This window comes from Paramicrobacterium agarici (assembly GCF_002563955.1).
GTDB lineage: Bacteria > Actinomycetota > Actinomycetes > Actinomycetales > Microbacteriaceae > Paramicrobacterium > Paramicrobacterium agarici.
The window spans coordinates 805,472-817,622 of record NZ_PDJE01000001.1; the positions used below are offsets into that span (position 1 = coordinate 805,472).

A 12,151-nucleotide genomic window follows, 5' to 3' on the forward strand; every position below is an offset into this window, starting at 1 on the left:
TAGTCACCGAGCTTCACGCGAGCCGCGCCCCATCTGCGCGCCAGGGCAAGCGCACTGTCTTCGCACCACGGTCAGATGACCTGCTCGTCGCGCAACTCCTGAATCCGCTCGTCTGAATAGCCGAGCAGGGTACCGAAAATGAAGTCGTTGTCCTCACCGACCAATGGAGGAGCCTTACGAATGCTTCCTGGTGTCGCGCTGAGTTTGACTGGAATACCGGGCAACTTAAGTGTTCCCAAGACAGGGTGCTCGACGTCGACCATCATTTCGCGCGCAGCGATCTGCTCCGAATCGGTTATCTCATCGACACCCGCGACCTTGCCATAAGGGACCCCTGCTTCTTCAAGCACCTCACCTGCCTCGGCGCAGGTCAGCGGCGCGATCCACTCCGCAACGATTCTTTCGATCTCCTCAATATGGTCCATGCGTGAAGCAACGGTTGAGAAGCGTTCGTTGTCTGCCAGTTCAGCTTGCCCCATGCCGACGGCGAGGCGGCGGAATAGGGGATCAGTGCCTGCGTGCAAATAGAGGAACCCGTCTTTCGTTTCGAACAGATTGGCGGGTCCGCTCATGCGGTCCCGAGAGCCATTGCGTTCCATGACGGTGCCGTTCATCGCCCAGGCGCTTGGGGCAGTACCGAGCACAGGAAAGAGCGCGTCAATAGAAGCGACATCCACGCACTGGCCTTCCCCTGTAGCGCGGTGGTGCAAGACAGCGAGGAGCGCACCAATGGCGCCCTGGTAACCAGCGATGTAGTCGGCTACGAACGCCCCCGTCAGCGTGGGTCGGCCATCTCGCTCGCCGGTCATGCTCATGAGGCCTGATGCAGCCTGGGCAATTCCATCGAAGAGAGCTCGACCGGCAAGCGGGCCAGTCTGACCGAAGCCGGAAATGGACACAAGAATTATTCCCGGATGGAGTTCCTGCATTCGCTCATAAGGAATGCCCATCGCGTCCAAAGTTCCAGGCCGATAGTTCTCAACGACGATGTCCGCGTTCCGGATCAGATCCTCGAGGATGGCAAGCGCCTCCGGGTGGCGTGTATCAAGCGTTCCTCCGTGTTTGTTCCGACTGTAGAGCATGGTGTAGATGCTGTGACCTTGGTAAAAGGGTGCGAGTTTACGGGAGTCTTCACCCCCCGGTCGCTCGATCTTGATCACCTCAGCACCCATGTCTGCCAATATCTGGCAGCAGAGCGGCCCGGCAATAAACCGGGTGAGGTCGAGGACTTTCAGGCCGGTGAGCGGCTGGGCTACCATTGCTCTCTATTCCCTTCTTTGGGAGGAAAGATCCTCATCGGTGAACTCGGCGGTCTGCAGAATTAAACGTCCAGACATCTATATGTGACCATTTTGTCGACGAGGATGTCAAACTGAATCAAAGCCGCTCAGTTTTATGACTTGACAGCCACGTCGCGACCGGTAGTGTTGAGAAAGCCCGCTAGTCGTCTATATGACTAGTCCGTAACAAATCGTTGCCGAGCACCAGCTCGGCTTTGCTCGAAGGAGAGCCTTCATGTCGAATTCAAACCCTAAACGCTCGGCAATGAGAGGGTGGCGCCCTGCCGCGATCCTAGCGAGCATAACTGCAGTCGCCCTACTCGCCGGATGCTCTATCGGTAGTGGGCCAGGCTCCGATGATAATGCCGGTAACGGTGCGTCGAATTCGTCGGGAAGTACCTGGGAAGATATTGAGGAGCGCGGGGTCATCAACATTGGCGTTGGCCTCACGACGCCACCTTTTGGCCTTACTGAGAAAGACGGCGACCCGGCCGGATTCGACACCGACGTCGCGAAAGAGTTGGCAGATTTCCTTGGTGTCAAAGCAAACATCTTTGAGGTGACGGCCGACGGGCGGATCCCATCAATCCAGAGTGGTAAAGCAGACGTAATCTCGTTCACGCTTACCAACACTCCTGAGCGTAGGGAGCAGATTGACTTTTCGGATCCGGTTATGAACACATATCAGGGAGTTGCTGTCGCGGAGTCATCGGACATCACCTCGGTTGACGACCTTTCCGGCAAAACCATTTCGGTGCAGAAAGGCGCCTTGGGGGCAACGGTCGCAGCAAAAGCGTTTCCAGATGCCACTCTTCAACAGTACGATACCGCGGTCGCGACGCGCCTTGCCGTCGCTCAAGGTCAGGCTGACGCCATTGTTGACAGCATTAGTGTCCTGTCATACGCCCTGGCGAAGGAAGACAGCTCACTGAGAATCGTCCCTGGAGTAGTCGGTGACGAGTTGCAGGATTTTGCGCTTGGTTTGCAAAAGGACAATTCGTCGTTGAAAGCAAAGGTAGATGCGTTCCTCGAGGAGTTCCATGCGAGTGGTAAAGGAAAGGAACTCTACGAGAAGTGGTTTGGTGCGTCTGCACCCGACGAGGTTTTCAAAGGGCTCGAAGACTGAACCGTGACGTAGCGGCGAGTCTCGTCGCAGCTCGCCGCTACTCGACCCCTGCCCGATGCGAGAGGAATGGTCTTTCATCCTGTGAATTTTCTTGACTATACCCAGCTCTTCGTCAACGGCTCTTGGGTGACGATCTGGACTTCGACAGTCGCCTTTGCCCTTTCGCTGGTACTAGGAGCGCTTGTTGCGCTCATGCGATTGTCGCCATTGAGTGTAATTCGAGCTGTAGGCGCCGTTTACGTAGAGGTGCTTCGGAACACGCCAGTCCTCGTCCAGATATTCATTGTTTATTTCGGGCTCGGATCGATCGGCATTCGCCTGTCTGCGCTGCTGGCAGGTGTCATTGCGCTTGCCATCAACGCGGGTGCCTACCTGGCCGAGGTCATTCGGGCCGGGCTTCAGTCCGTTCCTGCCGGACAACTAGAGGCGGCGCGTTCTCTTGGTCTCTCCTCGACGCACACTTTCTTCAGCGTCGTCTTGCCGCAGGCGTTCCGAACGGTCTTTCCCCCAATCATTAATCAGTACATTGACATGATCCTTGCGAGTTCGCTGCTTTCCACGATCGCCGTAAACGAGTTGACGAGCGTTGCACGAATTGTGAACGGCATTACCTATGAGACCTTGGCCATTTTCGCTTTCGCAATGCTCTTCTACCTTGTGCTCACGAACGTCGTCGCATTCGCTGCGCACGTCTTTGCCCGCAGAGTTTTCAAGCCGCAGGTCGAGACGAAATTCAGATTCCGTATCCGCCGATCTCAGAAGCTTCGAGTGGGGGGTGATCCCGCATGAGTAGCTGGGAGCAGATCTGGGAGTTCCGCGGCCTACTCTTGGAAGGGTTCTTCGCGACGTTCGTGCTCACTGTCGTCTCGATCTTGACGAGTACCGTGCTCGGGTTCCTTGTCGGGCTCGGTCGCTATGCGCGGGTGCCCATCCTTGGCCTCCTGCTCCGGATCTACCTCGAGGTCTTCCGCGGTACACCGCTACTTGTGCAGTTGCTATTCATCTACTTCGGCGCTGCCTACTTGCAACTCGAAGGCATAACCGTGTTCATCGCGGCACTTATCGGAATGACTCTGTACCAGGGCGCATATATATCGGAGATCTTCCGTGCCGGGTTCGAATCGGTGAATGCTGGCCAACGCGAGGCCGCAACGACCCTCGGAATGTCGCGCTTGAGCATTATCAAGAATGTGGTCTTTCCTCAAACGCTTCCGGTTGTTCTCGCGCCACTTTTCGGCCAGTACCTCACATTAGTCAAGAACACGGCACTAGCATCCGTGATCAGTTACTACGACATCGTTCGGCAAGGCCAGGTCATCATCAACCACGGCGCAAACTCATTCGATGTCTATCTCGTCGTGGCCGCCATGTTCTTTATCATCAGCTTCCCGCTTTCCCTCGCGGCACGTGCCCTTGAAAAGCGGAGCGTTACCAGAAGGGAGAGAATTGCATGATCGTTGACGTAAAGGACGTCCATAAGCGCTTCGGAGACAACGAGGTACTGCGCGGCGTGAGTGTCTCTGTTGAGGCAGGCGAGGTCATCGCAATCATTGGTGCAAGTGGTTCCGGAAAAAGTACGCTACTCCGAACGATAAACGGTCTAGAAACCGTGGACTCAGGCGAGATTGCTGTGAACGGCGTGCGAGTTCACGAACGGAAGACCGCACGAGAAGTCCATCAGTATGTGGGGATGGTCTTCCAGCAATTCAACTTGTTCCCCCACTTGAGTGCGCTGGACAACGCCACGCTTGCCCTGCGAAAGGTGAAAAGGATGAAGCGGGAGCAAGCCAGGGAAGTCGCTCGCTCGGCGCTTGAGCGTGTCGGCCTCGCTGATAAAGCGTCGGCCTATCCCCAGCAGCTCTCTGGTGGTCAACAGCAGCGGGTCGCCATCGCTCGCGCCTTGTCGATGCAACCCCAGGTCATGCTGTTCGATGAGGCCACTAGTGCGCTGGATCCCGAGCTGGTGGGCGAGGTGACAAAGGTTATGCGAGAGCTGGCGGAGGAAGGCATGACCATGCTCGTCGTGACTCACGAGATGGGCTTTGCTCGCGAGACCGCGGATCGAATCCTTTATTTCGACAGCGGAGTAATCGGTGAAGAAGGGTCGCCTGAGCAGATCTTCACGGATCCAAAGAATCCCCGTCTGCGGCAATTCCTCCACCGCGTGCTGGAGGAGCGATGAAACGCAAATTGCAGTCGCTCTCAGAAGCGGCTTCACACGTATCTGACGGCGACGTTGTCGCGTTGGGCGGGTCGCTCCTCCGAAGGCAGCCGCTGGCGCTTTGTCGAGAACTTGTTCGCCGCGATGTGCGTGACCTATCGCTCTTAACGTGGGCATCGAGCTTAGCGACTGATCTTCTTGTGGGAGCGGGTTGCGTTCGAGCCTGGGAGGGGATCTATGTCGGTATGTGGTGGCAGGGAGGTGCGCCGAACTTCCGTCGTGCCGTTGAGCAAGGTCGAATTCGAGTCACCGACCAATCGGAGTCCTTTATGACTGCGCGGTTTCGCGCGGCGGCCATGGGGCTACCATTCCTGCCCGTGGTTCCAATACGGGGAACGGAGATGAGTGAGCGCGACGACATTCGGTCCGTCAGTTGCCCCTACACGGGCACCGAGTTGCAGACTGTCGCGGCTGCTCACGCCGATGTAACTTTGCTACACGCATATGCGGGAGACGAGTACGGAAATATCGTATGGCCGGTTCATCGCGACAGTGACGATATTGACCTCATTATGGGTGCAGCATCGACTCAACTGATTGTGTCCGTCGAGCGGGTAATTCCGCACGCAGAAGTGGCCCGTCGACCGAATCTCACGTATATCCCCCACACCAAAGTGACTGCTGTCTGCGAGGCTCCGTACGGCGCTTACCCCGGTAGCTGCGACACCTTTTACGACGAAGATGAGACTGAGCTTCAGGCTTGGGTCGATGCTGCGCGATCAGAAGAGACCTTCGTGACGTACCTCAAAGAGACGGTGGGAGACGCCCAAGACCATGAGACGTTTCTGAGGCAGGTCGGTGCAAAGCGGCTGGCCTCCTTAAAGGCGGGTTCCAATGACTGACATCACGCCTACTCGAAATGAGTTGATGGCCGTTGCGATCAGTGCGGCGCTCAGAGACGACGACGTTGTCTTTGTCGGTGTCGGCACGTCAGGGCGAGCATTCACGCTTGCAGTCGGAATCCCGCTAGTAGCGGCTCGGCTTGCGCAACTGGATCACGCTCCCGGCCTCGACATCTATTGGGGAAATCTTCTGAGCCCGGACCTTACGGACGTACCCGCGCATCTTACGCAAGATGCGATCACTCGCTGGCGAGGCGCCTACGCGCCAGCAGACGTAGGCCAAAAGGTCGATATGCTCGTGCGAGGTGAATTCGACGTGAGCTTCGAGTCTGCTGCTCAAGTGGACCGGCACGGCAATCTCAATATCACCCGGATTGGAACGCCAGAACGGCCGAAGGTCCGTCTCGTCGGGTGCCTTGCTCAGCCTGAGCACCTCGCGTTTGTCCGTCGCCCAATCATCGTCACTGATCTGTCTTCACGCGTCTTCGTTGACCACGTTGATCACATAACCAGCTTCGGTTACGGCAACGGAACGCGTTCCAGAGAATCGCTCGGATATGCGGGAGGTGGCCCCTCTTTAGTCGTGACAGACCACGGGGTGTTCGACTTCACAGCCGACGGGCGGATGCGCCTTCGCTCGCTGCACAGTGGCGTAACTCTTGAGGATGTTCGGTCTCGGATGTCGTTCGACCCCGAAACCGCTGAAGATCTCTCAGAGACCTCGGCCCCGGCTGTATCGACTTTGCGTGCAATTCGCGAGGAGATCGATCCGTCCGGCGCGCTGCTTCGCACGTAACGCCGTGCGCGCTCACTCTCGTGTCGAAGGAATCGAAAGCAAGCAACAATCATGCACCGGCGCAGGATGCTGAAAGGGTAACGCGATGACGAGGAACACAGTCGACGTGGTTGTAGTGGGTAGTGGTCCCGCCGGCACCGCCTTCGCTCGTACTCTCGCAGAGTCTGCGCCTGAAACGTCAATACTCATGGTCGAGTGCGGCCCCCTCGTGGCTTCGCCGCCGGGTCGTCATGTACGTAGAACTGGGGATGCGGCAGATCGGGAACGCGCACAGGTAGCTTCGCAGGGACCTCTGGGATCACGACGGGGGTTGCCGCCGCCTCGGGCTATTTCTCCGGATGCCGAAGGGCGGCTTCCGATCGGCGTTCGACCGGGTACTTTTCTCATCTCCGATGGAATGGTGGCATCGGACTCGAAGGGATTTCCGGCCGGCGCTATGTCGTCCAATGTGGGTGGAATGGGCGCGCACTGGTCGTGCGCTTGTCCTGCCCCAGGCGAAGGTGAGCTGATTCCCTTCATTCCGCCCGACGAGTTTGCCCACGATTTCGCTGCTGGGTATCGGCTACTTTCGGTGACGCAGCGTGCTTTTGATGATTCAGAGCTGGCCATGGGCGTACAGACAGCGATTGGCGCGAAGTTCGATAGCTTCGTGAAGCGACCTGTTCAGGCTATGCCACTGGCACTGACACCAGACGCCGATGGCAGGCTTGGGTTCGCCGGTACGGAGAAGCTTCTCGAAAGACTTCTCGCGTCGCCGAGCGAACGATTCGAGCTTCGCGCAAACACGTTAGCTACCTCGCTCGTTCGCGAGGGTGATCGTGTTGTCGGTGTGCAGCTTCGTAACCTGGTCAGCGGCGAAGAATATCGTGTTTCCAGCGGTCATGTTTTTGTCGCTGCAGACGCGTATCGCACGCCACAACTCATGTACGCATCCGGCATCCGGCCTCAAGCGCTCGGTCGTTACGTGAACGATCACCTCGATGCTCGGTCGTTCGTACAGCTCGATGATCGCTTTCGAGAGCTAGCGCGTGGGGAGTCAGAGGCTTCGGCCGGCGGGCTCGATCGGGATGCAGGAGTCACATGGATTCCCTACGACAGAGAAAACTTCCCATTCTCGGTTCAGGTGATGCAGCTCGATGCATCACCTATCGCGCTCGATGAGCACGCATCACCCTGGCCGGGATCCTACGTGGGCGTCGTGCTCTTTGGGTGCAAAGATCTCGACACGCGCGACCGTATTGGGTTCAGCGACAGAGAAACGGATGCTTACGGCATGCCTGCTCTTCGAATCCATTATCAACTGAACGATCGTGATCATGCGACGGTTCACAACATGATGGGTGCCCATGAGAATATACGGGACGCGCTCGGCAGTTTCGTCGGCGGAGGGCCCGCGCTCCTTCAGGATGGGGCGTCTTATCACATCATGGGATCTGTTCGAATGGGCGAGACAGATGATGGTGCGAGCGTCTGTGACAGTTTCGGACGCGTGTGGGGTGTAGACGGCCTCTCTGTCGGTGGCAATGGCGTCATTCCAACTCCAACCGCATGCAACCCGACAGCCACGTCAGTTGCTCTAGCTGTGCGCGCAGCGGCGCACATCGCACAGAACTAACGATAAAAATTGGTATAGACTACTAGTCAACTACAAAACGGAGGCACTGTTGATCGAGGAAGCACGCTGGCGGGACCTTACAGATCCGCGTCGCGTTCCCGATCTCGCGATCGAGCAATTGGAATCGGGTCGAAAGGACCCGATGTTTGAGAATCTCGTTATCCCCGAGGATCTGGGAACCGTCAGTGAAGTTGTCGACGATCACAAGATCAAGCGATACGCATTTACTCAAGACGAGCACCACTCCTGGTATATGAACGACAGCCCTTTCGGGGGACGCATCGGGCAACCGGCCCTCCTCTGCAATGACCTCGTGCAGATGTTCACCAACGTGTATGCGGCGAGCAAGGTTGTTGGCCTCCACACGGAGGAAGAGATGTGGTTCGACAATCCGGTTCGATTGGACGAAGTCGTCACTCTCAGCGCTGGCTATACAGACGCGTACGAACGCCGAAATCACGGCTACGTCGTCATGGAAGCCCGCGCTGTGGGCGATGATGGGAGAAGCATCGTTCGACATCGCGGCATCGAAATCCTCAGGACGATGCCTGGCGCGGTAGCCGGGCGAGGGAGCACAACAAGCGCAGATCGGCCTGTAACTGGTGAAGTCCCAGCAAGCTCACGGGAGGTCGCTACCCTCGAAGACGCCCGAGTGGGGGACGTCCTCACTCCACTGATCAGGACCGTGACATTCGAGCAAGCCGCTGTGTTCTCGCGACTTGGCGAGTACGTCACGAATATTCACAACAACCTCGCGACGGCGCGCGAGGGCGGGCTCCGGCAGCCAATTGTGCAGGGCGCTCAACAGTTCGGCCTCTTTGCTCAGCGGCTGGCGCATGCGTTCGGAGCATCGTTCTTTACAACTGGCTGGTTGCGCGTCAAATTTCTCGCGCCAGTCAACGTATTCGAACCAATAACCATCAGCGGAATCGTCACGGCGATAAATGCATGTGACGACGGAGGCCAGATCGCCTTACTCGATGTTTGGGCCCGCAATTCTGCTGGCCGGCTCACGACAGTCGGCTGGGCATCCGCAAAGCTCCCCACTAACTGACCATCTATCACAATGGAGATCTACACATGACAAACCCCAAAACCGGCGGCCAGATTGTTGTCGATATGCTCGTCTCGCTCGGCGTCCGCCACGTGTTCGGCGTCGTCGGCGGACAGACCTTGGCGATAACCGATGCGATTATCGATACACCGGGCATTGAGTTCGTCCACACAAGACACGAGAATGCGGCGGCGGTAATGATGGATGCCTATGGGCGTCTGACTGGTGAACCTGCTGCCTGTATTTCGACCACTGGCCCAGGCGCGACCAACCTCCTCACCGGTGTCGGAGGAGCCTTCCGCGACTCGAGTCCGGGCTTTGTCCTCACCTGCAACAACAATGGCGAGAACATCCACAAGGACGACGCGCAGAACGCTGATCATGTTGAGTTGTTCAAACCACTGGTGAAGTACAGCCGGCTGGTGGCGCACGCCTCCTCGATTAAGCAGGCCATGGAGGAGAGCTACGTCAACGCAATGGCGGGTAATCCGGGGCCAGTGCACCTGGATTTCGCGCGTGACACGATTGAGGGCACAGTCGCAGAACCCCCGGCTATTCCTGAGGTGCATCCTGCCCGAGAGTGGGTCTCGCAGCGTCCGGCCCCCAACGCAGTGGGACTCGCCACCGCAGTTGAGCGCCTCGTTGCGGCCGAACGCCCGGTCATTTGGCTCGGAAACGGCGGTAACCGTGGCAATGCATCCGATGCTGTCCTCAAGCTTGCGGAAGCCCTCAACATCCCAGTCGTAACCACCTTCAACGGTATCGGCGCTGTCCCGACAACGCATCCACTTGTCTTTGGCGCCGTGAGCCGGATGGGCACCACGATCTCGACCCGCGTGCTCGGAGACGCAGACCTCGTTCTCGCTCTGGGTAACAGTCTCAACGCGGTGTCAACAACTCGCTGGCGTCGAGACCTCCCCGAGGTCGTTCAAGTGGATATCGACCCCGCGATGATCGGACGCTATTATGGCGAGGTGACCGCCGGAATCATTTCCGACATTGCATCCTTCACGGAGGCCACGCTTCAGGCCATCGGGAATCGCGCTGCAAATGAGCGAGAGAAGCGCAGCGCTTGGATTTCCGAATTGCAGGAGGCGAATCGCGTGTGGTGGGAGAGTTCCGCCATCACGCCTGGAGACCACGTAGCGCCTCTCTCACCGGCGGACATCGTGAGAGGTCTTCGCGAGGTCTCGCCGGATGACACACTCCTCATACCTGATGCGGGCAATCCCGGCGTTTGGTCGTTTCTCTGGCAGATCATCGAGCCCAATAGTTACATCAAGCCGGTTGGCTTCGGGAACATGGGGTTCGCGCTCCCCTCGGCAATCGCGTCGGCGACGATCGATCCTGGTAGACCCGTACTAGCACTCATCGGCGACGGCTCGCTGGGAATGAGCGCCGGTGAACTGGAGACCCTTGCGCGCGTCGGCGGCCCCGTGTGCATAGTCGTGCTGAATGACTCCAGTTACGGCAACATTCGCCAGGAGCAAGAGCTGCACTTTGACGGTCGCACAATTGGCGTCGACTTCGGTTCCGTCGACTTCGGTCTCGTTGCTCGCGGCATGGGAGTCGACGGTGAGACGGCCCCGGACCTCGACACCCTCGTGCGTCGTGTCGGCGAGGTTCTCCGAGGCAGCAGCCCCGCCTTGATTGATGTGCCGCTCGACCGTTCGGCGAATGCGTGGACGTATCCTGCGTTCATGCCTTACGAAGCGAGTGGCCAGTAGGTGACACAATGACCGCCCCGCTTGTGTTGTCGATCGATATCGGCTCGTCGACGGTGCGCAGTGCCATCGTCGACGGGGCCGGTACGGTAGTGGCTTCAGCGCGAGTAGCACGGTTTGATGCAGTTTCCGGTGTCGAGTTCGTTCCAGAGACGCTGTGGAGCGACGTCGTCACGACCGCGCTCAGCTTGCCCGATGAAGCTCGAGAAGCTGTTGTGGCGATGGGTATCGCTGGCCACGTGGGGACGGTGTTTGTCGATGAGGAGGGCGTATCAGTTGGGCCAGGGCGTGGTTGGGCTGATTCAGCAGGAGTCGATCTCATCAGAGAGGCAGCAGGGGACGAACTATCCTCTCTGTTGCGCGAGACAGGGCGACCGATCGTCAGTGGAGGTGCAGGTGCTGCGTTTCTTGCACTGAGGCATGTTGACCCAGCGATGGCCGAGCGCGTTTCGCAAGTGCTTACTCCAAAAGACTTTATCGTCGCGAGGCTAACGGGTCGTTCTAGCACGGATAGAACTTCGGCTGCCTACTCGGGTCTTAGCGCAGTGGCCGACGGGGAATGGTCGGCCAAGATGATCGCGTTGGCGGGACTTACTCCGGCCCAACTTCCAGATCAACGGACCGCAACTGATGTGGTTGGAACTGTCACTTCGGACATCGCCCGTGAGCTTGGACTGGCAGACGGCGTCGTCGTAGTAGCTGGCGCTACTGACGGGTCTGCAGGTGCAGCATTCGTACTGCGCAATCGTGACGATCTTATTGCCGATATCGCGGGAACGACGGACGTCCTGTTGCGCATAACTCCTGATCCGGTGACTGTACCGGCTGGCGCGGTTGTGAACCCTTATCCACTCGGCGGCTTCAGCGTGGGTGGGCCTACCGGCGCGACCGGAGGCGCACTTACCCGATGGAGCTCGCTCCTCGGCTTAGAGAGTGTGACGGACGCCGCGAAGCTTATAGAGTCCGCGAACGAGCGGATCGGGCCGGGGGCGGGCGGCCTCGTCATTGATCCGAGTCTGTCAGGGGCCCGATTCCCATACTGGCGAGCAGGGCGTGCAGGCGCCGTTTACGGGCAGCGCGATGAGCATCGTGTGGAGCACTTTCTACTCGCTGCGGCAGAAGGAGCTGCGCATGTTGTGAGAGACGGCGTCGATGCCCTCGACCCGGGAGGCACTGCAACCCTGATTCTGGCCGGAGGTGCAGCCCGCTCGCTCACACTCGCCCAGCTTCGGGCAAATGTGCTCGGCCGAACGATCGAAGTATGCGAGGAACCAGATGTCACGATTCTCGGCGCGGCGCTCCTGGCCTTTGACGGGGCCGGAGTTGACGTGACGCAGTTTGGGCGGAAAGGGCGACGTAGTGTGATTCAGCCGCACCCGGCATCCGCTGATGCATATGAAAGCCTGCATCTCACCTGGCGTACTGAACTGGGCCTAGCTGGGTAGCCCGCGCTGTGTGAGTTGCAATCCAGATGGCGGCGCGAGAAGGCAACG

Annotated in this window: 11 protein-coding genes; 10 read left to right on the forward strand and 1 reads right to left on the reverse strand. The window is 58.5% G+C overall.

Going from position 1 to position 12,151, the window contains the following annotated elements; all coding sequences use genetic code 11:
• Positions 1 to 71: 71 nt before the first annotated feature.
• Positions 72 to 1,259 (reverse strand): CaiB/BaiF CoA transferase family protein, encoded by a 1,188-nt coding sequence (locus tag ATJ78_RS04090; protein ID WP_098406433.1) that lies wholly within the window; start codon positions 1,257 to 1,259, stop codon positions 72 to 74.
• Positions 1,260 to 1,515: 256 nt separating this feature from the next.
• On the opposite strand from ATJ78_RS04090, the gene ATJ78_RS04095 reads away from it, so the two are divergent.
• The 10 genes from ATJ78_RS04095 (at position 1,516) to ATJ78_RS04140 (ending at position 12,103) form a co-directional block, all read left to right on the forward strand.
• Complete coding sequence (locus tag ATJ78_RS04095; RefSeq protein ID WP_098406434.1) at positions 1,516 to 2,406, forward strand: substrate-binding periplasmic protein; 891 nt, start codon at positions 1,516 to 1,518, stop codon at positions 2,404 to 2,406.
• Between the two features lie 81 nt (positions 2,407 to 2,487).
• A complete protein-coding gene (locus tag ATJ78_RS04100) occupies positions 2,488 to 3,195 on the forward strand; it encodes an amino acid ABC transporter permease (protein ID WP_211288422.1) in 708 nt (235 codons plus the stop codon).
• Positions 3,192 to 3,860, forward strand: a complete 669-nt coding sequence (locus ATJ78_RS04105) for an amino acid ABC transporter permease (protein WP_098406436.1) — start codon at positions 3,192 to 3,194, stop codon at positions 3,858 to 3,860. Before ATJ78_RS04100 ends, ATJ78_RS04105 begins: the two co-directional genes overlap by 4 nt.
• Positions 3,857 to 4,588 (forward strand): amino acid ABC transporter ATP-binding protein, encoded by a 732-nt coding sequence (locus ATJ78_RS04110; RefSeq protein ID WP_098406437.1) that lies wholly within the window; start codon positions 3,857 to 3,859, stop codon positions 4,586 to 4,588. The genes ATJ78_RS04105 and ATJ78_RS04110 overlap by 4 nt, the downstream gene beginning before the upstream one ends.
• Positions 4,585 to 5,469 carry a CoA transferase subunit A gene (locus ATJ78_RS04115; RefSeq protein WP_098406438.1) on the forward strand — a complete coding sequence of 295 codons (885 nt, stop codon included), beginning with the start codon at positions 4,585 to 4,587 and terminating at the stop codon, positions 5,467 to 5,469. Before ATJ78_RS04110 ends, ATJ78_RS04115 begins: the two co-directional genes overlap by 4 nt.
• On the forward strand, positions 5,462 to 6,265 hold the full coding sequence (locus ATJ78_RS04120) for a CoA-transferase subunit beta (RefSeq protein WP_143741370.1): 804 nt from the start codon (positions 5,462 to 5,464) through the stop codon (positions 6,263 to 6,265). Before ATJ78_RS04115 ends, ATJ78_RS04120 begins: the two co-directional genes overlap by 8 nt.
• A gap of 457 nt (positions 6,266 to 6,722) precedes the next feature.
• On the forward strand, positions 6,723 to 7,880 hold the full coding sequence (locus ATJ78_RS04125; protein ID WP_169923382.1) for a GMC oxidoreductase: 1,158 nt from the start codon (positions 6,723 to 6,725) through the stop codon (positions 7,878 to 7,880).
• Between the two features lie 49 nt (positions 7,881 to 7,929).
• On the forward strand, positions 7,930 to 8,934 hold the full coding sequence (locus ATJ78_RS04130; protein WP_211288423.1) for a MaoC family dehydratase: 1,005 nt from the start codon (positions 7,930 to 7,932) through the stop codon (positions 8,932 to 8,934).
• Between the two features lie 26 nt (positions 8,935 to 8,960).
• A complete protein-coding gene (locus ATJ78_RS04135; RefSeq protein WP_098406442.1) occupies positions 8,961 to 10,661 on the forward strand; it encodes a thiamine pyrophosphate-binding protein in 1,701 nt (566 codons plus the stop codon).
• A gap of 8 nt (positions 10,662 to 10,669) precedes the next feature.
• Positions 10,670 to 12,103 (forward strand): xylulokinase, encoded by a 1,434-nt coding sequence (locus ATJ78_RS04140; RefSeq protein ID WP_098406443.1) that lies wholly within the window; start codon positions 10,670 to 10,672, stop codon positions 12,101 to 12,103.
• Positions 12,104 to 12,151 lie beyond the last annotated feature (48 nt).

What these genes read in the sequence shown, in the direction of transcription:
- ATJ78_RS04090 (WP_098406433.1), bottom strand. Translation starts at nt 1,259, where the DNA reads ATGGTAGCCCAGCCGCTCACCGGCCTGAAAGTCCTCGACCTCACCCGG.
- ATJ78_RS04095 (WP_098406434.1), top strand. Translation starts at nt 1,516, where the DNA reads ATGTCGAATTCAAACCCTAAACGCTCGGCAATGAGAGGGTGGCGCCCT.
- ATJ78_RS04105 (WP_098406436.1), top strand. Translation starts at nt 3,192, where the DNA reads ATGAGTAGCTGGGAGCAGATCTGGGAGTTCCGCGGCCTACTCTTGGAA.
- ATJ78_RS04110 (WP_098406437.1), top strand. Translation starts at nt 3,857, where the DNA reads ATGATCGTTGACGTAAAGGACGTCCATAAGCGCTTCGGAGACAACGAG.
- ATJ78_RS04115 (WP_098406438.1), top strand. Translation starts at nt 4,585, where the DNA reads ATGAAACGCAAATTGCAGTCGCTCTCAGAAGCGGCTTCACACGTATCT.
- ATJ78_RS04120 (WP_143741370.1), top strand. Translation starts at nt 5,462, where the DNA reads ATGACTGACATCACGCCTACTCGAAATGAGTTGATGGCCGTTGCGATC.
- ATJ78_RS04125 (WP_169923382.1), top strand. Translation starts at nt 6,723, where the DNA reads ATGGGCGCGCACTGGTCGTGCGCTTGTCCTGCCCCAGGCGAAGGTGAG.
- ATJ78_RS04135 (WP_098406442.1), top strand. Translation starts at nt 8,961, where the DNA reads ATGACAAACCCCAAAACCGGCGGCCAGATTGTTGTCGATATGCTCGTC.
- ATJ78_RS04140 (WP_098406443.1), top strand. Translation starts at nt 10,670, where the DNA reads ATGACCGCCCCGCTTGTGTTGTCGATCGATATCGGCTCGTCGACGGTG.